The organism is Bacillus sp. AFS029637, assembly GCF_002584985.1.
In the GTDB taxonomy this organism is placed as follows: domain Bacteria; phylum Bacillota; class Bacilli; order Bacillales; family Bacillaceae_G; genus Bacillus_A.
On the sequence record NZ_NUPZ01000009.1, the window covers coordinates 60653 to 84328 of the forward strand.

24 protein-coding genes are annotated in these 23676 nt (G+C 38.2%); all 24 read left to right on the plus strand.

Annotation, left to right across the window (positions count from 1 at the left end):
• Position 1: 1 nt before the first annotated feature.
• The gene (gene nuoD / locus COE49_RS02175; protein WP_002123807.1) at positions 2–1102 is read left to right on the plus strand and encodes an NADH-quinone oxidoreductase subunit NuoD; all 1101 of its coding nucleotides are present in this window, start codon (positions 2–4) and stop codon (positions 1100–1102) included.
• A complete protein-coding gene (nuoH, locus tag COE49_RS02180; RefSeq protein ID WP_088231988.1) occupies positions 1102–2103 on the plus strand; it encodes an NADH-quinone oxidoreductase subunit NuoH in 1002 nt (333 codons plus the stop codon). Before nuoD ends, nuoH begins: the two co-directional genes overlap by 1 nt.
• 25 nt (positions 2104–2128) lie before the next feature.
• Positions 2129–2548 (plus strand): NADH-quinone oxidoreductase subunit NuoI, encoded by a 420-nt coding sequence (gene nuoI, locus COE49_RS02185; RefSeq protein WP_098945680.1) that lies wholly within the window; start codon positions 2129–2131, stop codon positions 2546–2548.
• Positions 2545–3069 carry an NADH-quinone oxidoreductase subunit J gene (locus COE49_RS02190; RefSeq protein WP_063222506.1) on the plus strand — a complete coding sequence of 175 codons (525 nt, stop codon included), beginning with the start codon at positions 2545–2547 and terminating at the stop codon, positions 3067–3069. The genes nuoI and COE49_RS02190 overlap by 4 nt, the downstream gene beginning before the upstream one ends.
• Positions 3062–3376 carry an NADH-quinone oxidoreductase subunit NuoK gene (gene nuoK, locus COE49_RS02195; RefSeq protein ID WP_088231989.1) on the plus strand — a complete coding sequence of 105 codons (315 nt, stop codon included), beginning with the start codon at positions 3062–3064 and terminating at the stop codon, positions 3374–3376. The genes COE49_RS02190 and nuoK overlap by 8 nt, the downstream gene beginning before the upstream one ends.
• A gap of 29 nt (positions 3377–3405) precedes the next feature.
• Positions 3406–5268, plus strand: coding sequence for an NADH-quinone oxidoreductase subunit L (gene nuoL, locus COE49_RS02200; protein WP_088231990.1), 1863 nt, complete (start codon positions 3406–3408; stop codon positions 5266–5268).
• Positions 5265–6767 carry an NADH-quinone oxidoreductase subunit M gene (locus tag COE49_RS02205; RefSeq protein WP_098883022.1) on the plus strand — a complete coding sequence of 501 codons (1503 nt, stop codon included), beginning with the start codon at positions 5265–5267 and terminating at the stop codon, positions 6765–6767. Before nuoL ends, COE49_RS02205 begins: the two co-directional genes overlap by 4 nt.
• 7 nt (positions 6768–6774) lie before the next feature.
• On the plus strand, positions 6775–8289 hold the full coding sequence (gene nuoN / locus COE49_RS02210; RefSeq protein ID WP_346426371.1) for an NADH-quinone oxidoreductase subunit NuoN: 1515 nt from the start codon (positions 6775–6777) through the stop codon (positions 8287–8289).
• A 210-nt stretch (positions 8290–8499) separates the two neighbouring features.
• Positions 8500–8736, plus strand: coding sequence for a DUF1146 family protein (locus COE49_RS02215; protein ID WP_088231993.1), 237 nt, complete (start codon positions 8500–8502; stop codon positions 8734–8736).
• Between the two features lie 51 nt (positions 8737–8787).
• Complete coding sequence (locus COE49_RS02220) at positions 8788–9492, plus strand: YwmB family TATA-box binding protein (protein WP_406911556.1); 705 nt, start codon at positions 8788–8790, stop codon at positions 9490–9492.
• Positions 9493–9531: 39 nt separating this feature from the next.
• Complete coding sequence (gene murA / locus COE49_RS02225; RefSeq protein ID WP_000411264.1) at positions 9532–10836, plus strand: UDP-N-acetylglucosamine 1-carboxyvinyltransferase; 1305 nt, start codon at positions 9532–9534, stop codon at positions 10834–10836.
• A gap of 408 nt (positions 10837–11244) precedes the next feature.
• Positions 11245–12264 (plus strand): stage II sporulation protein D, encoded by a 1020-nt coding sequence (gene spoIID / locus COE49_RS02230; RefSeq protein WP_088231995.1) that lies wholly within the window; start codon positions 11245–11247, stop codon positions 12262–12264.
• Positions 12265–12398: 134 nt separating this feature from the next.
• A complete protein-coding gene (locus COE49_RS02235; protein WP_088231996.1) occupies positions 12399–14015 on the plus strand; it encodes a long-chain fatty acid--CoA ligase in 1617 nt (538 codons plus the stop codon).
• A 156-nt stretch (positions 14016–14171) separates the two neighbouring features.
• On the plus strand, positions 14172–15179 hold the full coding sequence (locus COE49_RS02240) for a LytTR family transcriptional regulator DNA-binding domain-containing protein (protein ID WP_098945681.1): 1008 nt from the start codon (positions 14172–14174) through the stop codon (positions 15177–15179).
• A gap of 181 nt (positions 15180–15360) precedes the next feature.
• Positions 15361–16203, plus strand: coding sequence for an ABC transporter ATP-binding protein (locus tag COE49_RS02245; RefSeq protein WP_088231998.1), 843 nt, complete (start codon positions 15361–15363; stop codon positions 16201–16203).
• On the plus strand, positions 16203–16907 hold the full coding sequence (locus COE49_RS02250; protein WP_098945682.1) for an ABC transporter permease: 705 nt from the start codon (positions 16203–16205) through the stop codon (positions 16905–16907). The genes COE49_RS02245 and COE49_RS02250 overlap by 1 nt, the downstream gene beginning before the upstream one ends.
• A gap of 161 nt (positions 16908–17068) precedes the next feature.
• On the plus strand, positions 17069–17953 hold the full coding sequence (spoIIQ, locus tag COE49_RS02255) for a stage II sporulation protein SpoIIQ (protein WP_088232000.1): 885 nt from the start codon (positions 17069–17071) through the stop codon (positions 17951–17953).
• 141 nt (positions 17954–18094) lie between these two features.
• On the plus strand, positions 18095–18229 hold the full coding sequence (locus tag COE49_RS02260) for an ABC transporter ATP-binding protein (protein ID WP_088232001.1): 135 nt from the start codon (positions 18095–18097) through the stop codon (positions 18227–18229).
• 308 nt (positions 18230–18537) lie between these two features.
• A complete protein-coding gene (gene spoIIID, locus COE49_RS02265) occupies positions 18538–18810 on the plus strand; it encodes a sporulation transcriptional regulator SpoIIID (protein WP_000544012.1) in 273 nt (90 codons plus the stop codon).
• 150 nt (positions 18811–18960) lie between these two features.
• On the plus strand, positions 18961–19962 hold the full coding sequence (mreB, locus tag COE49_RS02270) for a rod shape-determining protein (RefSeq protein WP_000457992.1): 1002 nt from the start codon (positions 18961–18963) through the stop codon (positions 19960–19962).
• Between the two features lie 478 nt (positions 19963–20440).
• The gene (gene fabZ / locus COE49_RS02275) at positions 20441–20875 is read left to right on the plus strand and encodes a 3-hydroxyacyl-ACP dehydratase FabZ (RefSeq protein WP_000931959.1); all 435 of its coding nucleotides are present in this window, start codon (positions 20441–20443) and stop codon (positions 20873–20875) included.
• A gap of 387 nt (positions 20876–21262) precedes the next feature.
• Positions 21263–21940 (plus strand): CpsD/CapB family tyrosine-protein kinase, encoded by a 678-nt coding sequence (locus COE49_RS02280; RefSeq protein WP_098945683.1) that lies wholly within the window; start codon positions 21263–21265, stop codon positions 21938–21940.
• Positions 21941–22210: 270 nt separating this feature from the next.
• Complete coding sequence (locus COE49_RS02285) at positions 22211–22954, plus strand: YveK family protein (RefSeq protein WP_098945684.1); 744 nt, start codon at positions 22211–22213, stop codon at positions 22952–22954.
• Positions 22944–23648, plus strand: coding sequence for a CpsD/CapB family tyrosine-protein kinase (locus tag COE49_RS02290; RefSeq protein WP_088232004.1), 705 nt, complete (start codon positions 22944–22946; stop codon positions 23646–23648). Before COE49_RS02285 ends, COE49_RS02290 begins: the two co-directional genes overlap by 11 nt.
• The last annotated feature ends 28 nt before the right edge of the window (positions 23649–23676 follow it).

A 23676-nucleotide genomic window follows, 5' to 3' on the forward strand; every position in this document is an offset into this window, starting at 1 on the left:
TATGATCCGTACGGAAGAAATGCTGTTGAATGTAGGGCCTCAGCATCCGAGTACACATGGTGTATTCAGGCTTGTTATTAAGATTGACGGGGAAATTATTAAAGAAGCTACACCGGTTATTGGGTATTTGCATCGCGGGACTGAAAAGATCGCTGAGAGTTTGCAGTATACGCAAATTATTCCTTATACAGATCGAATGGATTATTTATCGGCCATGACGAATAATTACGTCATTTGCCATGCTGTAGAGACGATGATGGGGCTTGAAATCCCAGAGCGTGCCGAATATTTGCGAGTACTTGCGATGGAGCTTGGACGAATTGCAAGTCATCTCGTTTGGTGGGGGACAAATCTTCTTGATATAGGAGCGGTTAGTCCGTTTTTGTACGCGTTTCGCGAACGAGAGATGATTATCAATTTATTAAATGAATTATGCGGTGCACGGCTTACTTTTAACTATATGAGGGTCGGAGGTGTGAAGTGGGATGCACCGGATGGTTGGATTGAAAAGGTAGAAGAGTTTGTTCCGTATATGAGAGAGCAATTGGCAGGTTATCACGACCTCGTTAGCGGTAATGAAATTTTCTTGAATCGTGTGAAGGGCGTTGGTATATATAGCGCGGAAGAAGCGATTTCGTATTCTTTAAGCGGAGCGAACTTGCGATGCACTGGAGTAAACTGGGATCTTCGCAAAGATGAGCCGTATTCGATTTATGATCGTTTTGACTTTGATATTCCTGTTGGGAGCGTGGGAGATGCTTGGGATCGCTACGTTTGCCGAATGGAAGAAATTGAGGAGTCGTTAAAAATTGTTGAGCAAGCAGTCCAGCAGTTCCCGAAAGATGGAGCGGTACTTGCTAAAGTACCTAAAATTATTAAGGCTCCTAAAGGGGAGGCGTTCGTCCGTATAGAGTCGCCGCGCGGAGAGATTGGTTGCTATATTGCTAGTGATGGAAAGAAAGAGCCGTATCGTCTGAAATTCCGCAGACCTTCTTTTTATAATTTGCAAATTTTACCGAAGTTATTGAAAGGTGAAAATATCGCCAATTTAATTACGATTTTAGGTGGAGTTGATATTGTACTTGGGGAGGTTGATGGCTAATGATTGAGTCGCTCTTACAATCACCTTCAAGCTGGACGAACTTTTTTATTTTTTTCGGATTAGCGGTGCTGCTACTATTTGCAGTTCTTGGCTTCGTTACATATGGCATTTTGGCAGAACGGAAAGTGATGGGATTTATGCAAGGACGGATTGGACCAAACCAAGTTGGGGGTCGGTTCGGTCTACTGCAAACGGTAGCTGATGTTTTGAAACTATTATTGAAAGAAGATAGTATTCCGAAAGCAGCAGATAAACCGTTATTTATATTAGCGCCTGTCATTGCATTCGCACCAGCATTTATGGTGCTTGCGGTTATCCCGTTTACTGATAAATTTCAGTTTGCAGATATTGGAGTAGGCCTGCTTTATTATATTGCTGTTTCTGGGATTACGACGATTGGTGTTGTGACTGGGGGATGGGCATCGAATAATAAATATTCCCTTTTAGGAGGGATGCGTGCGGCGGCGCAAATGATTTCTTATGAAATTCCGCTCGTAATGAGTGTAATTGGAGTCGTTTTATTAGCTGGTAGTTTGAATTTGAATGAGATTGTAGCGGCGCAGGAGAATGTTTGGTTCATTTTCGTGCAGCCAATCGGTTTCGTCATTTTCTTAATCGCAGCAGTTGCAGAGTTAAATAGGACACCGTTTGATTTACCAGAAGCGGAGTCGGAACTTGTTTCTGGATATCATACGGAATACTCAGGGTTTCGCTGGGCGTTTTTCATGCTTTCAGAGTATGTATATTTCTTCGGAATGGCATCTTTAATTACAGTGCTCTTTTTAGGCGGATGGAATCCAGTTATGTTCCTTGGATTTATCCCGGGAGCTGTATGGTTCGCTTTGAAATTTAGCAGTGTAGTCTTCCTATTAATTTGGTTCCGCGTCACGTTTCCGCGTATAAGGGGCGATCAGTTAATGGAGTTTGGTTGGAAAGTATTATTACCAATTGCACTTGCAAATATTTTCTTAACGGCATTGATTAAGGAGTTATTCTTCTAATCTATGAGGGGGGTGCCAGCAAGAGATGAAAGGGCTATTTAAAGGATTAAAATATACATTAAGTAATTTGACTAAGAAGAAGGTGACGTACGATTATCCGAATCAGCCGTTGCCATTGCCAGACCGTTTTCGGGGGATTCAAAAATTTTATCCGGAAAAATGTATTGTTTGTAATCAGTGCTCCAATATTTGTCCGACAGATTGCATTCAGTTAACAGGGAAAAAACATCCGGATCCTACGAAAAAAAGAAAAATTATCGATACGTACGATATTAATTTTGAAATTTGTATTCTTTGCGATTTGTGTACAGAAGTTTGTCCGACAGAGGCAATTGTCATGACAAATAACTTTGAGCTCGCGGAGTATACACGTGATGATTTATTTAAAAATTTGCAGTGGCTTGACGAAAACGACGAAAACGTCAGGAAGGAGAATAAAGCATGAATGGCGAGTTTGTAGCATTCTTTATACTATCCTTGTCTGCAATTATCGGCGGCGTTCTTATGCTGAATTTAACGAAAGTCATGCATATGATGCTAGCTCTCGTTCTTACATTTCTCAGCATTGCAGGTTTGTACTTTCTTTTATCAGCCGAATTTATCGGTGTTGCACAAATTTTACTTTACTCGGGTGCGATCACAATTATTATGATTTTTGGCATTATGTTAACGAAACATAATGCGGAAAATGAATCGCGTCTTACTCTTCGAAAATGGATTATCTTCTTTGCGGTTGTAGCATTTGGGGCGGTTATGTATTTCGCTGTTAATAATATTGATTTTGCAAATGAAAGCACACAAGGAAGTTTACCTCTTCATGAAAAAAACACACTTCAAATCGGTACACTTCTCTATTCAAAATATATTATTCCGTTTGAATTAACTTCAGTTATTTTACTTGTAGCACTTGTTGGCGCGATTATACTTGCGAAGAAGGATGAGAAAGAGGAGGATTCCAATGAGTAGCGTTCCAGCTTCTGCGTATTTAACGCTTGCGATTATTTTGTTTTGCATCGGTCTATTTGGAGCTTTAACGAAGCGAAATACGGTAATCGTATTAGTTTGTATTGAATTAATGCTTAATGCGGCCAATTTAAACTTAGTGGCGTTTAGTAAATTAGGTATGTTTCCAAATTTAACAGGGCAAATTTTCTCGCTGTTTACGATGGCTGTAGCAGCAGCGGAGGCGGCGGTAGGACTCGCTATCTTAATTGCTTTGTACCGTAATCGCACAACAGTTCATGTAGATGAAATGGATACGCTCAAAGGATAGCATTGTGACCGAAAAGGGGGAAGGAAACAATGATCGATTATGCATGGCTCATACCGCTTTTCCCGCTTGTTTCGTTTTTGTTACTTATTACGTTCGGGAAGAAAATTAGAGAAGGAAGCAGCGTACTTAGTATTTTCTTCATCTTTCTCTCCTTTATATTTGCGGTACTTGTATTAATAGAAAGGTTTTCGATAGTACCAGTGAAGCATAAGTGGGTATGGCTTAGCGCTGGAGATATAGATATATCATTTGGCTTTGAGGTGACGGCATTAGGAGCTTTAATGTTGTTTATCGTTACACTTGTAAGTTTGCTTGTACATGTGTATTCGAAAGGTTATATGAAAGGTGATGAAAGGTTACCAACCTTTTATGCGTATTTAGGGCTCTTCACATTTGCAATGCTAGGGCTCGTTATATCGACGAATTTATTGCAACTTTACGTATTTTGGGAGTTAGTAGGCCTCGGTTCATTTTTACTCATCGGCTTTTATTTCTTTAAAGAAGAAGCGAAGGCTGCTGCGAAAAAAGCTTTTATTATGACACGTATCGGGGATGTTGGTTTATTTATTGGGATGATTTTAATTTTTTGGCACGCAGGTAGTTTTGAATATGATGAAATTTTTAAAGCGATTCATACGGGAGATCTCTCTCCTTCTATGATTACAATAACGGCGATATTAATTTTTGTCGGTGCGATGGGGAAATCGGGTCAGTTTCCGCTTCATACGTGGCTACCTGATGCAATGGAAGGACCGACGCCTGTTTCAGCGCTTATTCACGCGGCGACGATGGTTGCAGCCGGCGTATATTTAGTGGCGACGATGTTCCCGCTATTTTCGGCAAGTGCGGTAGCGATGCAAACAGTGGCAATCGTTGGGGCTTTCACTGCAATCTTTGCGGCCTCTATCGGCCTTGTACAAACGGATATAAAGAGAGTACTTGCTTATTCTACAGTTAGCCAGCTTGGATATATGATGCTTGCACTAGGTTCAGCAGGTTATGTAGCTGGTATCTTTCATTTAACGACACATGCCTTTTTTAAAGCATTATTGTTTTTAGCAGCAGGAAGCGTAATTCATGCCGTGCACACGCAAAACATTAATAAAATGGGCGGTTTACAGAAGAAGATGAAAGTAACTGCAGCGCTATTTTTAATCGGTACACTTGCAATTAGCGGTGTTCCTCTCCTTTCTGGTTTCTTTAGTAAAGATGAAATTTTAGCGGCGACGTGGATGAATGGCAACTACTTTTTATTCATATTAGCAGTACTTGCAGCATTTCTAACGGCGTTTTACATGTTCCGTCTATACTTCCTTGTCTTTACTGGAGAAGCGAAGACGAAGGAAGATGTGCACGAATCGCCCCGCGTTATGACGTATCCGATGATTGTTCTCGGCGTTCTCGCGATAGTAGCGGGATATATAAATACACCATGGTTTGGGACGTTTCTTGGAGATTGGCTTACGAAAGATGTAGCGTTCAAGGTGGAAGAAGTACATGGACCGGTTTGGATTATGGTTGTTGCAACGCTCGTTTCATTTGCGGGAATCGCCCTTGCGTATTTCATATACGGAAAGAAAACTATCTCAAGAAATTGGGCTGGAGGAGAAGGATCTTTCCTTCATAATCTCCTGAAAGAAAAATATTATGTGGATGAACTATACAATGTTACGGTGCTTCCCATTACGAAGGGAATCGCTCATGTTCTTCGCTTGTTTGAAGTATATGTTGTAGAAGGAATCGCAGTTTTAATTGGAAGTTTGGTTAAAGGTGCGAGCAGCATAGGATCGAAACTTCAAAACGGGAATGTACAAGTATATGGCACTGTAACAGCAGTTTCACTCGCATTACTCGTCATTATTTTGCTCTATACGGGAGGGGATTTACGATGAATGATTTGTTGTTAACGTTCTTCATTTTTTCCCCGCTGTTAGGAATTCTCTTACTTGTATTAACACCGAAAAAAGAATCGCGTACAGTGCGAGCGCTTGGGTTATTCGGAACGGCGCTTCCATTTGGAATCGCTATCGTCCTCGCTTGTACATATGCTTCTGGAAAGAGTTTATCGCTATTTGATGAAAAAGTGGAATGGATTAAATTTGGGGATTTTACGGCGGTGGATAAAAGGTGGTTTTCCATTTATTACGAGCTCGGTATTGACGGGTTATCACTTGTCATGATGGTGCTGACGACCCTTCTAGCGATGCTTGCCGCAATTGCAGCCTTTTCTATTACAAGAAATTTGAAAGCATTTTATATGTTATTACTCATGTTAGAAATAGGAATGCTCGGTGTCTTCGCTGCTCAGAATTTAATGTTGTTCTTTATCTTCTTTGAAATTACGTTGCCGCCAATGTTCTTACTAATTGGGAAGTGGGGGAAATTGTCGAGTGAGAAAGCCGCATATAGTTATTTAATATATAACGGTGTTGGATCGGCCATTTTACTCATCGTTTTCTCGATTTTGTTTGCGAAAACAGGTACGACAAATATTGTGGAGCTGAAAGAGATATTAACGAGCGGAAGTGCTGGGGAAGGGCAGATCATCCCGAGTAGCTTACAACTTGGTATATTTATCGCCATAATGGTTGCCTTTGCAATTAAACTACCCGTGTTCCCGTTGCATCGCTGGATGGTTAACGTGCATATTGAAGCACACCCTGCAGTAGTTATGCTTCATGCGGGTGTTTTGTTAAAGATTGGCGCATACGGTATGATTCGTTTCGGGAAGGGATTATTCCCGGAATACTTTCGCGAGTTTGCGACGCTCATTGCGATTTTAGGAGTCATTAATTTATTGTACGGTGCTTTCTTAGCACTCATCCAAACGGATTTTAGGAAGGTACTTGCTTACTCTAGTATTTCGCATATGGGAATTGTTTTAATGGGGCTTGCGGCACTTAATGCACCTGGTACACAAGGGGCGCTATTCCAAGTTGTATCGCACGGTTTAATCGCGGCCTTGTTGTTCTTCTTACTTGGTGTTATAGAACAACGTTTTGGAACGTCACATATTACAGCGCTTGGTGGACTTGCAAAAAGTGTCCCAGTACTTAGTGGCTTCTTCTTAGCAGGAGGAATGGCATCGCTTGGACTGCCAGGAATGTCTGGATTTGTTAGCGAGTTTCTTGCCTTTCTCGGTTTGTTCCAAGGGGAGCCAGTTATTGCGGCAGTCGGCGTACTCGGCATCATTTTAACCGCTGTATACGTATTGAGAGCGACACTTCAAGTAACATTTGGTAAGAAAGAGTGGGAAGCGAAAGCTGATATACACGGATGGGAGTATGTCCCCGTCTTACTACTTATCTTCTGCATTATTGCAATTGGAGTCATGCCAGAAATACTTGGGGATCCGCTTCAAGATACATTGAAAACATTGGGGGTGAAGTAGGATGGATATGAATACGTTACTTAGCTTGTCATGGCATCTCATGGTGCCAGAATTCATTATTCTCGGAGCTGCCATCCTTCTTTCCATATGTGATTTGTTTTTTAAGCTGAACCATAGGTATGTAGCGCTTAGTGCAATCGCAGCTGTCCTAGTAGCAATCGTGTCATTAATTACGTTATACGGTGAACCGGCAGGAGATATTTTAAATGGATCGTTTGTGTTAGACGGATTTTCAAAAGGATTTAAAACGTTGCTATTAGGCGGGGCGGCCCTTATCTTATGCACGGCAATGAGTGATGACAAGAAGAATCCAATTGAGGATAAGGGAGAATATTATTACTTATTTTTAATGGCGCTTCTTGGGGCGATGTTTATGGCTTCCAGTGTTGATTTCATTACACTGTTCGTCGGTCTAGAGCTACTATCACTTTCTTCATACATTTTAGTAGGAATACGAAAAAAGAACCGTGCATCAAATGAAGCGGCAATGAAATATGTCATTAACGGAGGGATTGGAACAGCAATTACGCTCTTTGGAATGAGTTATTTATACGGTATTACAGGGTCGACTAACATGTTGGATATGCAAAAAGCATTCGCCGGGGAACTAACTAGCGGCATTCAGTTATTGCTGGCTCTCGCATTTCTACTATTGCTTGTCGGGCTCTCATTCAAAATTGCAACAGTGCCATTTCATATGTGGGCACCTGATGTATATGAAGGGGCTGCTACACCTGTTACGGCTTTCCTCGGAACGATTTCTAAAATTGCTGGGTTTCTCCTTATTATTCGCCTGTTCCTTATGGTGTTTGCAAATGTTTCGATACAAGGAGATGCGGAGTCTTTGTACGGGCATATGAGCATATACATTGCGGTATTAGCAAGTATTACGATGATTGTTGGGAATGTAGTCGCATTAAAGCAATACAGTGTAAAACGTTTATTTGCCTACTCAGGAATCGCGCATGCAGGGTATTTACTCGTTCCACTTGTGGCGTTATCACCGTTCACGATGGATAGTATGTGGTTTTACATGCTGGCGTATATGCTTATGAACATAGGAGCATTTGCGATTATCCATGGATTAATCTTACAAAGTGACAAAGAAAACATAACCATTTTCACCGGATTATATAAAAGGTCGCCATTTACAGCGATAGTGATGACGATTTTTATTTTATCGTTAGCCGGGATACCAGGAACGGCTGGTTTCATCGGGAAAATTAACATCTTTTTAGGTGCACTTCATGTAGAACCGGCTCATTACGTACTAGCTTCTATTATGATGGGAACAACAGTCGTTTCATTCGTATATTATTTCCGGATTTTGCAACAAATGTTTTTCCGCACGGGGGAGACAGAAGAGAAGATTCGGTTACCACTAAATATAAAGGTTGTTATGAGTCTTTGTGCAATTTCAATTGTAATACTAGGGATTATGCCGATGATTGGATACAATTTCTTTTATGAATATTTTCCATTAATGAAAGATTTCTTCTTCCTAGGGAACGTGGTACAATAGTAAAAATAAAAGGTGTGGAGTCGGTACTCTACGCTTTTTATTTTGTGTGAATCACAAATGAAAATGCATATAGGTATACGTTCTTTGAGAGAAAATTACGATGTAAAATGTAAGATGCTTATTTGCATTTGAAAAAGTGTGGCTCCTACTTATTATGGTATCGTTTTTCTATTTTTATAAGTAGTAGCCAAGTAAAAAGGGGTCGATTTTTTGGCACAACTTTTAGGGCAACAAGCACTGATTGCCATTATTTCGCATTTATTGTTTATCACCATTACGTGGTGGGCATTGCAAGGCATTCACATTGAGCGTTTAATGAAGCCTGGAAAAGTGATGCAGACGAGAGTGTTACTCATCTTAGTTACAATTGCAATTGGGACATCTGTAAGTAACTTTTTCCTTGATTATTTAGGCTATTCGAAGAGTTTAACGTATTTAGTAAAGTAAGTGTATAGAACCTTATATCTCCGTTAACAATGGGGATAGGAGGGGATGAAATTGAAGCTTAAAGCCATTCTTATTGTTGCCTTGAGTGTCGTTTTATTTTTGGTTGGATATAGAGAGATGAAACCAATAAGCGATGAACAGAAAATGGAGAGCATGATCGCGGCATTAGAGAAAAATGATGCTAAAGTAGAGAAATGGTCATGGTTGGCGCGAGAAACGAAAACAATTTCTAATATACATACGTTTCAAAAACTGTTAAACGATGTGAAGGACAAAGCCGATATTCAAAAATGGGAATTAGAGCAATCTCCAGACGGATATAAAGCTACATCCTATAAAAAGTTTGCTTCATATGAAGAACGAGTAGTAGTAACTTGGAGTAAGGAAAATACTAAAGAAAACACTTTCATTATTTTTGAAGTAAGTGGGGCGAAATGGGACCCGAAGTACGTTCGGAATACGAATAAAATTTTTAGTGAAAAACCTATAATTTACACTTGTGTTCAAGGTGTACTGAATGATAAGATTGAAGGTGTTTTGCAAAATAAAACCAATGAGGTTTTGAAAGATTTTTCAGCAAGAGCGATCGAACAGATAGAAGAAAGAGCATTTGTATCAGTCTCCGCATACAATAAAAAGTGGGATGACGCTCTTTCAACAAATAGAGAGAAAATAAATGTGCAAATAGCAATACGTTCTACAAACAACAAAGATACAATTGTGGTTGGCACACCGATCATAACTTCTGAGTATTGAGTGAATAGATACTGAAAAAAGGACACGGAGGGGAATAATTTGGAAAAGATCATCGTCCGTGGCGGAAAGCGGTTAAACGGCACAGTGCGTGTTGAGGGCGCAAAAAATGCTGTATTACCTATAATCGCTGCAGCCCTATTAGCGAGTGATGGAAAGAATGTACTATCTGAAGTACCAGTTTTGTCTGATGTATACACAATTAATGAGGTATTACGTCATTTAAATGCTGAAGTCGTATTTGAAAATAATCAAGTAACAATCGATGCTTCTAAAGAATTAAACATCGAAGCACCATTTGAATATGTACGTAAAATGCGTGCATCTGTTCAAGTAATGGGCCCATTATTAGCGCGTAACGGTCGTGCTCGTATTGCACTTCCTGGTGGATGTGCAATTGGTTCACGTCCAATTGATCAACATTTAAAAGGCTTCGAAGCAATGGGAGCAAAAGTACAGGTTGGTAATGGTTTCGTTGAGGCATACGTAGAGGGAGAACTAAAAGGAGCTAAAATTTATTTAGACTTCCCAAGCGTAGGCGCGACAGAAAACATTATGTCTGCAGCTACATTAGCAAAAGGGACAACAATCCTTGAAAACGCAGCGAAAGAACCAGAAATCGTTGACTTAGCTAACTTCTTAAATGCGATGGGAGCGAAAGTACGCGGAGCTGGAACTGGAACGATCCGTATTGAGGGTGTTGATAAATTATATGGTGCAAACCACTCTATTATTCCTGACCGTATTGAAGCGGGAACATTCATGGTTGCAGCGGCAATTACTGGTGGAGACATCTTAATTGAAAATGCTGTGCCTGAACATTTACGCTCAATTACAGCGAAAATGGAAGAAATGGGTGTTAAAATTATTGAGGAAAATGAAGGTGTACGTGTTATCGGCCCAGATAAGTTAAAAGCGGTTGATATTAAAACTATGCCTCACCCAGGTTTCCCAACAGACATGCAATCACAAATGATGGCATTATTACTACAAGCTGATGGAACAAGTATGATTACAGAAACGGTATTCGAAAACCGCTTTATGCACGTTGAAGAATTCCGTCGTATGAATGCTGATATTAAAATCGAAGGTCGTTCTGTTATTATGAACGGTCCAAACAGCTTACAAGGTGCTGAAGTAGGTGCAACTGACTTACGTGCAGCTGCAGCGTTAATCTTAGCTGGTTTAGTATCAGAAGGTTACACTCGTGTAACTGAGTTAAAACATCTTGACCGTGGTTATGTAGATTTCCATAAAAAATTAGCTGCATTAGGTGCAACTATTGAACGTGTAAACGAAAAAGTAGAAGAAGTGAAAGAACAAGAAGTTTCTGATCTTCACGCTTAATTGAAATAGTCTCTATGTCTTTTGACATAGGGGCTATTTTTTTTGGGCTTATTACTGTTATAGTCAATAAATTCTATACTTATGCACGTACCAGTGAAAATATTTAGAAAATTTACGTTTTATTTTGCTATTTGTGGTCAGCGAAACTTCGCCGCATTAAAATTTCACTTTATACCGATACCTCCAAGTATGTTCTAAAAAATTCCGTAGTTCCATAAGAATGAAAGGAAGCCAACTTTATCCCGCTTTAATGGGCAGTAAGACCCCCACCTCAAAATTCAGCGAAAGCAAAGAAGTTAGGTGGGGGGGCAACTGCCCATAAAAGTCCGATTGGTTCAACTAATAATCAGTGGGGGATGGACAAAACCCCCACTGATTAAAGTTTCACTTTATATTGGGGGAAATAAGATGAAATTTTCAAAGTCACTTTTCATTACAGTAGCGCTTCTAATAGCGCTCGTTATCATTGTACCTGCAGCCCTTGTTATTCCATTTGCGAAAGCAAAAGTAGGGGAAGAAGCAGCCTCTAAAACTCCTCCAGCGATAGAAAGTATACCAGCTCCAGGGAAAGTAGATACAGCGGTTCAAGTTGCTGTATATCGCGAGAAACAGAAGAAGGTAGAAACATTACCTATGGAGGAGTATGTGACCGGTGTAGTAGCTTCTGAGATGAATGCCAGTTTTGAAATAGAGGCGCTAAAGGCGCAGGCATTAGCAGCGAGAACATTTGTAGTACAGCGTATGCTAAGCGGAGGAAAGAAAAACAATGCGGACGTGACAGATACGGTGAAAGATCAAGTGTACAAAAGCAAAGAAGAATTGAAGAAACAATGGGGTAATAACTACGAAAACAATTTAAAGAAAATCGAGGAAGCCGTCTCCAAAACCGCAGGACAAGTTTTAACGTATGAAGGAAAACCCATTTCAGCATCGTTCTTCTCAACGAGTAACGGGCGAACAGAAAATGCAGCTGACTATTGGGGAAATGATTATCCATACTTAAAGAGTGTAGATAGTCCGTGGGATGAAGCATCTCCAAAATTTACGAGTGAGCAAACATTTACAGTAGCTGACTTTCAAAAACGTCTCGGTGTAAAAATACTGGCGGGCGGAAAAGTCGGCGATATTAAAGAGCGTACAGAAGGAAAACGTGTAAAAGATGTAGCGTTTCAAGGTAAAACATTAACAGGAAGAGATGTGCGTGACAAATTAGATTTACGCTCGTCTGACTTCACGTGGAAACAACAGGGCGATAAAATCGTCGTTACAACGAAAGGGTTCGGCCACGGCGTTGGGATGAGCCAATACGGCGCGAACGGTATGGCAGCGGAAGGTAAGAAATATACAGATATTGTCGCTCATTATTATAAAGGCGTTGAAATAAAGACGATGAATGATTATGAGGGGAAATTGATGGTGAAGAAGTAGAGTGCAAAAAGAGCTAATTTAAATTAGCTCTTTTTGTCATTATTTGTAGAAATAAATGGAAGGTACGTTGCGCACTACGTGTTATAATACAGTTATGTGAATATATAAAACATAACAATAGGGGGTAATGAAAAATGATGATGGATGTACCACTTCTCATTCCGTCAATGATGGAACGAGCGGAGAAATATTTTTCGAAAAAGGAAGTTGTTTCACGGACTGCATCGCGTATTCATACATTAACATACGGAGAAATTGCAAAGCGGACGAGAAGGCTCGCTAGCGTATTAACGAAAATGGGAATTGAACAAGGGGATAAAGTAGGTACAATTGCTTGGAACCATCATAGGCATTTGGAAGCATACTTTGCGATTCCAGGAATCGGTGCAGTGCTACATACGATTAATTTAAGACTTTCCGCTGATCACATTTCATATATTATTAACCATGCAGAAGATAAGATTATTCTTGTCGATGAAGATATGGTACCTGTATTAGAAAGTATTCAACACGAAATCCCGCATATAAAAGCCTTTATCATTATGACAGACGATCATAAACTACCTCACACAACACTATCACCAGCATATCATTACGACCAATTACTCGAAGAAGGCGATGAGACATTTCCGTTTGTAAAAGATTTAGATGAAAAAGAACCAGCCGGTATGTGCTACACATCGGCTACGACAGGAAAACCGAAAGGTGTAGTTTACACACACCGTAGTATTGCACTCCATAGTTATACACTTGGACTTGCGGACGGCGGGAATATATCAGAAGTAGACACTTGTATGCCTGTCGTTCCAATGTTCCATGTGAACGCATGGGGATTACCGTTTGCGAGTACATGGTTTGGGACAAAACTCGTATTACCAGGACCACATTTCACGCCGAAGATTTTAGCGGAATTAATTGAAAGAGAGAAAGTAACAATTACGGCTGGCGTACCAACCATTTGGATTGGTTTGTTGCAGGAACTAGAAAAACATCCATATGATATTAGTAGTATTAAAACGATATGGTCAGGTGGATCAGCTGCTCCAATGAGCATGATTCGTACGTATGAAGAGAAGTATGATATTGCATTTAGACAAATATATGGAATGACAGAAACGAGTCCTGCTGTTGTAATTAATTGTCCAAAATCATATCAACGTGATTTACCGAAAGATGATTACTACAATTTACGCTCTCGCCAAGGATATTTACTCCCTGGGCTAGAAATGAAAGTGATTGGACAAGACGGTGAAATTAAATGGGATGGCGAAGAAATGGGCGAACTTTGTTTGCGCGGCCCATGGATTGCTGGTAGCTATTATAAAGATGAGCGCACAGAGGAATCGATGAAGGATGGATGGCTCCATACAGGAGATATCGTTACAGTTGATTCGGAAGGATTTATTAAAATTGCTGATCGTACGAAAGATTTAATTAAAAGTGGCGGTGAATGGATCTCTTCTGTAGATTTAGAAAATGCTTTAATGTCACACGATAAAGTGTTAGAAGCATCTGTCGTGGCAGTACCGCATGAAAAATGGCAAGAGCGTCCAGTAGCTTGCGTTGTATTAAAAGAGGGACAAGCAGTAGAAAGAGAAGAGTTGTATGCTTTACTAGAAGCAGAATTTCCGAAATGGTGGATGCCAGATGATATTTTATTCGTAAATGAAATTCCGAAAACATCTGTAGGGAAGTTTCTAAAACGAGCACTTCGAGATCAACTTAAGTCGTATATGGTAGAGCAGAAATAGAGAAGAAGGCTATCCTTTCATTTGGATAGCCTTCTTTTTAGTTGGCATGACAAATTGCTTTCCAATCTTTCAGGTGTAAGGATGTTGTATAAAGTATCATAATTTTCCATTAATTGTTTGTTATAATAAAATAAAAACTATTTTGGGGGAGACGGAATGGCGTTATTGGAGTTGAAACAATTAGGGAAGACGAACCAGTTACCGGCAATTGAGCTGGAAGTTGAGAAAGGGCAATGTGTTGTTTTGCAATGTAATAACCATACAGCTAAAGTGTTGCATCGCATTATTATCGGTGAGGAAGATGCTTCAACTGGCAATGTGCTGTTTGAGGGAGAAGCGATTGGAAAGAAAAATTATTCCCGCATTGGCTTTTGTTTTTTGAAAGATGAAGCATATAATCGTTTGAAGGTGAAGGACTATTTCAAGTTTTTAATAGGGCTGTATGAATCAAATATGAGTATAGAAGAAGTAGTGCAATATGTCGGTCTCCTAGATAAGCTAAACGTTAAAATAGAAAAATTATCATTTTCAGAGAAACGACGTCTTCATATCGGGCGTGTTATGATTCATAATCCAGATTTAATTATTTTGGAAGAGCCAGAGCAAAATGTAGATACAGAGAGTACGATTATGATTCGAAAAGCAATTATGAAAATGAAAGAGCAAGGGAAGGCAATTTTTATTACGTCATCTTTCTTATCGGACGCTCTTTCATTAACAGAAGATGTATACATATTAAATCAAGACGGTGTGAAAAAAGTAGAAATTGAGCAAGAGGAAGCAGAAGAAGTCGATGAAGAAAAAGTCGTTCAAATGATTCCGCAAATGAAATTAGAAAGAATACCAGCGAAAGTGAACGATAAAATCATTTTACTTGATCCGATGGAAATTCATTTTATTGAAACGCAAAATGGAGTGACGCATATTCATGTACGTGAAGGTGATTTTGTATGTGCATTAACATTAAGTGAACTAGAAACGAGACTAATAGGATTCGGATTCTTTAGATGTCATCGCTCGTACCTTGTGAATTTACAAAGAGTACGAGAAGTGATTACATGGACTCGTAACAGTTTCAGTTTAATTTTGGATGACGAAAGAAAAAGTTCAATCCCGCTTTCAAAAGGACGAATGGATGAATTAAAAGGCGTAATTGGGCTATAAAAAGTGCTCCAATAAGCTTGAAATACGGTTCATTCACCGGTAAAAATACTCCTTTTACCGGTATTTTACTGCGCCTACCCTTTGTTTCTCATATGATTGAGTCAAGAAAAGCGAAACAAACAAACGAAAAGCGCTACAGCGACTTTCATCTATAAAAAAGAAAAACAAAGGGGATGACGAAATGACATTGGCAATTGAAATGAAAGATGTAATGAAAAGTTTCAACGAAAAAACGGCACTTCGAAATGTAAATATTGAGGTGAAACAAGGAGAGATTTTCGGATTCCTCGGACCGAGTGGATCTGGTAAAACGACAACGGTGAAAATTTTAACTTCTCAATTGCTTCATAGTGTTGGAACGGTACGAGTATTAGGGAAGGATATTACAGGACCAAGTAGTATGGATTACAAACGAATTGGTATTTTAACAGACAACAGCGGTTTATATGAAAGACTTAGTATTTATGATAACTTACTATTATTTTGTGATTTATACGAGTGTAAAAAAGAACGAATCGACGAAGTACTAGCGCAAGTGAATCTATTAGATGATAAAAAAACATTAGTAAAGAAACTATCAAAGGGAATGAAGCAGCGCGTAACATTAGCAAGAGCAATTCTTCATAAACCAGATATCCTCTTCTTAGACGAACCAACATCCGCACTTGATCCAGTAAACGTACAAAACATTCATAAAATCTTAAAAGACTTAAATAAAGAAGGAACGACGATTTTCTTAACGACTCATAACATGGACGAAGCAGAAACGCTTTGTAATCGCATCGCCTTTCTGTGTGGCGGAGAAATTGTAGCACTTGATACACCGGAAAACCTTCGCTTACAATACGCGAAAGATCAAATACAAGTCGTATTAAAAGATAAGCAAAAAGAAGTCGTGCAAAAAGATGAATTAGGTGCAAAACGTATTTCAGAATGGATGAAAAAAGGAGAATTACTATCCATTCATTCATACGAACCAACGCTAGGCGATATCTTTATTGAAGTTACTGGGAGGGGATTATAATGACATTTTCAATGAGACGTGTATCAGCTATTTTTAGGAAAGAAGTACAAGATTTTAAGACAAATTCACAAGTACTGTTAATGGCATCTTTACCAATTATATTTGCATTTATATTTAGCAGGTTTGGGCAAGGAAGTGCAGGAGTTGGTATTATTACTTTAATGGCCTTTCTATTTGTTGCGGGATTTGTTCAATCGATGGTAATCGCAGAAGAAAAAGAAAAACATACATTACGTGTGTTAATGCTATCACCAGCTTCTTCTGTTGAAGTTCTTCTTGGAAAAAGTATATTAACAGCATGTTTGACGCTTTGTATTTGTATTGTGAACTTATTCATTCTGGATCAATTAAGTGGCAATCTTGTATTACTAGGGTTTATTTTCTTAAGTGGAACAATTCTATTTATCGTGATTGGAACGACGATTGGGTTATTAGCTGAGTCTGTACCGCAAACATCACTAATTGGAATGCCGATATTAATGACGATGTATTTAGCTGTACAATTTGAGCCAATGGTTGAAAATAAAGTAATTAAGACAATGATTGAGTATCTTCCAACATCTCATATGGCAAAAGCAATTAACAGCTTAGTAGAGGGAGCTGGGTTTAGTAGTATTAGTGGGCATGTACTCAATGTTGGGGTGTGGCTTATTCTTTCACTTATTGCATGTTTAATCGTATATAAAAAGAAACAAATGGACTAAAAACTGAGCTGAAATGCTCAGTTTTTTCTTTTTTCTATCATTTCCTCGGAAATTTTACAATTCTTATACATATTTTTACAGTATTTGTCGAAAAATAATTAGTTACAGGTTGTATAGGATATTTGAATATTGTTCAGAATGATTGCTGAGGTGATGATGGAATGCGAGGAAGAAATAATAAAAAGTCGCAAAAGGTAGTACATTTATTTCAAAAAAGATGGGTGTTTCCGGCACTATACATTGCTTGTGCAGCGGTAATCTTAATGGTTGCACTATGGTTCCAAGGAGCTAATCCGAAGAAGACTCCGAACCATGATCAAGCAACACCGTATACACAATCGGAAGATCCGGCAGTACCAGTAACGAAATCTTCAGAAGTAGTGAAAATGCCAGCTGCCACGAGTGTGGAAGTAGTCGTACAGAAGAAGTTCTATGAAGACGTAGCAACTGAGGCGGAACAAGAAAAAGCACTTGTCTTTTATAACAACACATATTCCCCGAATAAAGGAATCGACATTGCTGCGAAGAATGGAAAAGAATTTAGTGTAACAGCTGCTTTAAGTGGTACAGTAACGAAAGCTGAAAAAGATTCACTTCTTGGTTATGTTGTAACAGTTGATAGTGGAAATGGTGTAGCAGCATCTTATCAAAGCTTAGGCAGTGTGAAAGTAGAAAAAGGTGCAAGAGTTGTACAAGGTGAAGTATTAGGGAAATCTGGTTTAAGTGCAATGAACAAAGAAGCAGGTTCTCACGTTCACTTTGAAGTACGTAAAGACAATGTAGCTGTGAACCCTGAGCGCTACTTAAATAAATCAGTAGCAGAAATTAAAGCTGATGCAGGTGCTGCAAAAGCAACGAACGCTTCTGGTAAAAAAGCTGATGACAAATCTCAAAAAGAAGAAAAGTCAACAAGCACGAAACCAGAAAGTAAAACAGAAGATAAGTCTCAAAAAGAAGAGAAATCAACAAGCGGTTCGACTACTGACAAAAAAGAAGAACCGAAGAAAGAAGAAAAATCAACAAATGGTTCTTCTTCACAAGAATAAGACAGTGAAAAAATCAGCTCTCACTAGGAGAGCTGATTTTTTTATTTTTATATAAAAATACTCAATTTCGAGAAAAAAGTTGCAATAACAAGGAAAAATGACGAGATTCTCGAATATATATTACAAAAAGGAGGGGATACTGTGTCATTTTTATTTGTTCTGTCGATTGCTATTATTTTATTGTTTGTTTTATTCACTTTATATTATTATATTGCTGGTAAAAAAGAGGTTCCCCACCGTCAGTTGTTAGAAGAAGAATTTGACCGAGAAGAATGACGCCTTTCATATAAGGTGTCATTTTTTTTTGCCAAAATCGTCATTGTTAACGTATTTCTCACAAAAAAACGTAATTTTTCTTAACTTAGTCCGCAAAAATAGTGAACATGTAGCATATATCAGTAGTGCGGGCAATACAATGGTATAAACCAAAGCAAAGAGAGTGTTTGAGGTGAGAAATCGTGAATCATTTCATTATAAATCCAAGAATGTTTAACGCTTACAAACAGCACTCACACTTACTTCTTAGTCGTATGCAGCGAGGCTCATTTCACACTTCTCACATCCAATTTAGGGAGGCGAGTGGTGTGCACGATTACATCAAAGAGAGAACTATCAAGATTGGTAAGTATATCGTGGAGACAAGAAAGACAGTGCGTGTCATTGCAAAGGAATTTGGGGTATCAAAGAGTACAGTCCATAAAGATTTAACAGAACGTTTACCAGAAATTAATCCAGAGCTCGCAAATGAAGTGAAAGAAATTCTTGATTACCATAAGTCTATTCGTCATTTAAGAGGCGGAGAAGCAACAAAGCAAAAGTATAGAAAAGAAGATGTAGAAAAGCCTGTACGTCAATAAAGATACAGTAGCAAACATTCCGTAACATTTTTCAGAAGAATTCTTTTTGCGAATATTACGTTTCTGTTAAATATATGATAAAATCAGAAATTAGGTGTAAAAGAATTCGGGTGTAACCTGATTTTGAATATCGAGGAGGAAATGACGGGAATGTTTGCGCGAGATATCGGAATTGACTTAGGTACGGCTAACGTATTAATTCATGTTAAAGGTAAGGGTATTGTATTAAATGAGCCATCTGTTGTGGCAATTGATCGTAATACAGGTAAAGTACTAGCAGTAGGTGAAGAAGCAAGAAGTATGGTGGGGCGTACGCCTGGTAATATTGTAGCAATTCGTCCACTTAAAGATGGCGTAATCGCAGATTTCGAAATTACAGAAGCGATGTTAAAGTATTTCATTAACAAATTGGACGTAAAGAGCTTCTTTTCAAAACCGCGTATTTTAATTTGTTGCCCAACGAACATCACATCAGTAGAACAAAAAGCAATTCGTGAGGCTGCTGAACGTTCAGGTGGTAAAACAGTATTTTTAGAAGAAGAACCAAAAGTAGCCGCAGTTGGTGCTGGTATGGAAATCTTCCAACCGAGCGGTAACATGGTTGTTGATATTGGTGGAGGTACAACAGATATCGCTGTACTATCTATGGGTGATATTGTTACCTCTTCCTCTATCAAAATGGCTGGCGATAAGTTTGATATGGAGATCTTAAACTACGTTAAACGTAAGTATAAGCTATTAATTGGAGAACGTACTTCAGAAAATATTAAAATTAAAGTTGGTACAGTATTCCCAGGTGCACGTAGCGAAGAACTTGAAATTCGCGGACGTGACATGGTAACAGGTTTACCACGTACAATTACAGTATGCTCTGAAGAAATTACAGAAGCACTAAAAGAAGACGCAGCTGTCATTGTACAAGCTGCAAAAGGTGTACTAGAACGCACGCCACCAGAATTATCTGCGGACATCATCGACCGCGGTGTTATTCTAACAGGCGGTGGAGCTTTACTACACGGTATCGACATGCTTCTAGCAGAAGAATTAAAAGTACCAGTATTAATTGCTGAAAACCCAATGCAATGTGTTGCGGTTGGTACAGGTATTATGTTAGAGAATATCGATAAATTACCACGTCGTGCTTTGAAATAAAGTGCGGGGAACCGACTGATTCATAACCCGCAAATAGCGGACTAAAGTGAGAAGAGCTAAGGTGTCATAACCGTAGCTCTTTTTTGTTTTTATATTTTTATATTTTGATTTATTGAGAAAATAGAAGAAAAATAAAGAAAAACGAAGAAAATAGGGAAAATATTCATATATATGGTTAAATTTAATATTTCCTTATTCGAAAACGTTTATAATATAATGAGTCGAATACGACATTAAGGCAAAGAATGTTCACATACATATTGCCTTTCCCTAACTTGGGCATACACTCTTTTCTACCTCCGTGTCAGTTGCTGGAATGTGCAACTCTTTTAATGGAATAGAGTGTGTGCATTTTTTTATATAGGAAGAGATGCTGAATATAAAATTTCACTTTGTAATGACAAACAATAAACAAAATGGGATAATAAACAATATGTCCAAGTGGTAAGACCAATATTACAAAAGGGGCGATTGTTACATGCTAAATATAGAACAAATTAAAGAAATCATTCCTCACCGCTATCCATTTTTACTCGTTGATAAAATATTAGAAGTAGATGAAGGAAAAAGAGCGGTTGGAATTAAAAACGTATCTGCAAACGAAGAATTCTTTAATGGACACTTCCCTGACTATGCAGTTATGCCTGGTGTACTTATTGTAGAAGCATTAGCGCAAGTCGGAGCAGTTGCTGTATTAAAGAAAGAAGAAAATCGCGGAAGACTCGCTTTCTTCGCAGGAATCGACAATTGTCGTTTCAAAAAACAAGTACGCCCAGGTGATCAACTCCGCCTAGAAGTGGAAATGACACGCGTACGTGGCCCAATCGGAAAAGGGAAAGCAATCGCAACAGTAGATGGCGAAGTTGCATGTGAAGCAGAAATTACATTTGCAATTGGTGATAAAAAAGAATAGATCGAATAAAAAAATCTTCTTGTAAAAATACAGGAAGATTTTTTTATTTACTAAATATATCGATATAAATATAAAAATACAAACTAGTTAGAAAATTAGTTGTAAACTAATTTGGATTACCATACAATTACTTTATCATTTATCTCGTTTTTGAGATAAATGATAAAGGTATAAAAGAAATGAAGCTATTGTCATATTGTTACGGTCTTTATATAGGACAAAATAGAATGGTATTAAATATGGTTATACATGGCAGATAATGGACGGATTTAACAGTAGAAATAAGTGGGAAACGAGCGTAATATATCCATTGTGAATGAAATAGGCGTGTATATCGAGCATAAAGAAATAGGGAGAGTGTCGCATTTTAACAGAGGAGATTAGAACATGTTCGGGAGAGAAAAAAGAAAACCAATACGACAATTAATTACACATCAGGAGCCTAAATCACGTATTACGGAACAATACCGTAACATTCGTACAAATATTGAATTTACATCTGTAGACAATAATATTCGTTCTATTATGGTAACGTCAGCAAATCCTGGTGACGGAAAAACAATGACAGTTTCAAACTTAGCAGTTGTTTTCGGTCAACAAGGAAAGAAAGTTTTAGTAATTGGAGCTGATTTACGTAAGCCTTCCATACAAGACTTATTTGCAGTCCATAATTCAAATGGACTAACAAATGTATTATCAGGACAAGCAAATATAATGCAATGCATTCAAAAGACAGATATAGAGAATGTATACGTAATGGCATCAGGGCCAATACCACCAAACCCAGCAGAACTGTTAGGAAATCGAGTAATGGACGAGGTATTACTAGAAGCATATAACATGTTTGATATTGTTTTAATAGACACACCGCCAGTTCTTGCGGTTACCGATGCGCAAATACTTGCGGATAAGTGTGATGGAATCATACTTGTCGTACGCAGCGAAAAAACAGAAAAAGATAAAATCGTAAAAACGAAACAACTATTAGACAAAGCATCAGGGAAAATACTTGGAGTCGTTTTAAACGATAAAAAAGAAGACCAAGAGCAATACGGCTATTACTAAAATAGTAAAAGCGACCAATAAGAAGAAATGCTTATTGGTTGTTTTTTGGTTTGGAATTTTTATAAAATTTTGTATTGCACTACATTAAGAGTGTGATATAATGAAAATTTTGGGAATTCTTTGGAATGTGTTGTCATATTTAAGATTTTTTTGTAAGATTATATATGTTTTTAAATACTAATCGTACGTAGATATTACTAAAATAAAAAAAAGTGAGATTATATGTTATAATTTTTCTCATGTGCAAATTTTAGAAAGTTGGAGGAACTTATGGAAGAAACAATTAGTTTAAAAGAGTTATTTCATATCTTAAAAAAACGTGTAGCAATGATCCTCGTAATCGCCTTTGGTGCAGCTATAGTAAGTGCTATCATTAGCTTCTTCTTTATAACACCAATCTATCAATCTTCAACGCAAATTCTTGTGAATCAGAAAAAACAAGATGGAACAATGATCCAAGCTGGTGAAGTTCAAACGAATATTCAATTAACGAATACATATAAGGTTATTATTAAAAGTCCAGTAATCTTAGAGCAAGTAAATGAAAAATTAAATTTAAATACGACGGCGCAAGCGTTAGCAGGAAAGATTAATGTTACGAATGAAAAAGATTCACAGGTCATTTCTGTAACAGTTGAAGATAAAGATCCGAAGCTAGCTCGCGATATTACAAATGCAACCGCTGATGTATTTAAAGGCGAAGTCGCAAAAATTATGAATGTTGATAACGTAACCGTATTATCGAAAGCGGAAGTTGCGGAAAATCAATCACCGATTAAGCCAGTTCCTATGCGCAATGTAGCAATTGCTTTCGTTGTTGGTTTAATGGCTGCGGTTAGTCTTGCGTTCTTACTAGAATATTTAGATAACACAGTGAAAAAGGAGGAAGATGTAGAAAACTTACTTGGCTTACCAGTGTTAGGTATCGTAGCTCGCATGGATGAAGAAACAACGAACGTGAAATCGCATGCTCCATCATCAAGAAAAGTGAGGGGACAAACAATTGGCTCTTAATAGTTTATTTAAAAAGAAGAAGAATCATCGTCAACGCCGTCAATTAATTGCTCATCAACAACCGAAATCACCTATTTCAGAACAATTTCGTAACATTCGAACGAATGTTGAATTTGCATCTGTTGATACGAATTTACATTCTATAATGGTAACGTCTGCGAACCCGAGTGAAGGGAAAACAACGATAACATCGAATATGGCGGTTGTTTTTGCACAACAAGGGAAGAAGGTACTACTAATTGATGCAGATATGCGTAAACCAGCTATGCATCAAGTGTTCCAAGTAGATAATATTTTCGGATTAACTAACGTATTAACACATAGTGAGCGTTTAGAAAAATGTGTACAAACGACATCGGTAGACAATTTATACTTTTTAGCGTGTGGACCAGTCCCGCCAAATCCAGCGGAATTATTAGGCTCGAAATCCATGCAAGAACTACTTGCACAAGCGTATAGTATGTATGATTTAGTCATCTTTGATTTACCACCAATTTTAGCAGTTACGGATGCGCAAATTATGGCAAATGTGTGTGACGCCTCTATTCTCGTTGTACGTAGTGAAGCGACGGAAAAAGAAGCAGCAGTCAAAGCAAAAGGTTTATTACAATTGGCAAAAGGTAAATTGTTAGGCGTTGTTTTAAATGATTGTGAACGTGAACATGGCTTATATTATTACTACGGTGCGAACTAATTGAAAAGTGAGATATGACAAGAGCATA

What these genes read in the sequence shown, in the direction of transcription:
- nuoL (WP_088231990.1), top strand. Translation starts at nt 3,406, where the DNA reads ATGATCGATTATGCATGGCTCATACCGCTTTTCCCGCTTGTTTCGTTT.
- nuoN (WP_346426371.1), top strand. Translation starts at nt 6,775, where the DNA reads ATGAATACGTTACTTAGCTTGTCATGGCATCTCATGGTGCCAGAATTC.
- spoIIQ (WP_088232000.1), top strand. Translation starts at nt 17,069, where the DNA reads ATGCGAGGAAGAAATAATAAAAAGTCGCAAAAGGTAGTACATTTATTT.
- nuoD (WP_002123807.1), top strand. Translation starts at nt 2, where the DNA reads ATGATCCGTACGGAAGAAATGCTGTTGAATGTAGGGCCTCAGCATCCG.
- COE49_RS02250 (WP_098945682.1), top strand. Translation starts at nt 16,203, where the DNA reads ATGACATTTTCAATGAGACGTGTATCAGCTATTTTTAGGAAAGAAGTA.
- COE49_RS02240 (WP_098945681.1), top strand. Translation starts at nt 14,172, where the DNA reads ATGGCGTTATTGGAGTTGAAACAATTAGGGAAGACGAACCAGTTACCG.
- COE49_RS02285 (WP_098945684.1), top strand. Translation starts at nt 22,211, where the DNA reads ATGGAAGAAACAATTAGTTTAAAAGAGTTATTTCATATCTTAAAAAAA.
- COE49_RS02235 (WP_088231996.1), top strand. Translation starts at nt 12,399, where the DNA reads ATGATGATGGATGTACCACTTCTCATTCCGTCAATGATGGAACGAGCG.
- COE49_RS02205 (WP_098883022.1), top strand. Translation starts at nt 5,265, where the DNA reads ATGAATGATTTGTTGTTAACGTTCTTCATTTTTTCCCCGCTGTTAGGA.
- spoIID (WP_088231995.1), top strand. Translation starts at nt 11,245, where the DNA reads ATGAAATTTTCAAAGTCACTTTTCATTACAGTAGCGCTTCTAATAGCG.
- mreB (WP_000457992.1), top strand. Translation starts at nt 18,961, where the DNA reads ATGTTTGCGCGAGATATCGGAATTGACTTAGGTACGGCTAACGTATTA.
- COE49_RS02245 (WP_088231998.1), top strand. Translation starts at nt 15,361, where the DNA reads ATGACATTGGCAATTGAAATGAAAGATGTAATGAAAAGTTTCAACGAA.
- nuoI (WP_098945680.1), top strand. Translation starts at nt 2,129, where the DNA reads ATGAAAGGGCTATTTAAAGGATTAAAATATACATTAAGTAATTTGACT.
- COE49_RS02190 (WP_063222506.1), top strand. Translation starts at nt 2,545, where the DNA reads ATGAATGGCGAGTTTGTAGCATTCTTTATACTATCCTTGTCTGCAATT.
- fabZ (WP_000931959.1), top strand. Translation starts at nt 20,441, where the DNA reads ATGCTAAATATAGAACAAATTAAAGAAATCATTCCTCACCGCTATCCA.
- nuoH (WP_088231988.1), top strand. Translation starts at nt 1,102, where the DNA reads ATGATTGAGTCGCTCTTACAATCACCTTCAAGCTGGACGAACTTTTTT.
- nuoK (WP_088231989.1), top strand. Translation starts at nt 3,062, where the DNA reads ATGAGTAGCGTTCCAGCTTCTGCGTATTTAACGCTTGCGATTATTTTG.
- COE49_RS02280 (WP_098945683.1), top strand. Translation starts at nt 21,263, where the DNA reads ATGTTCGGGAGAGAAAAAAGAAAACCAATACGACAATTAATTACACAT.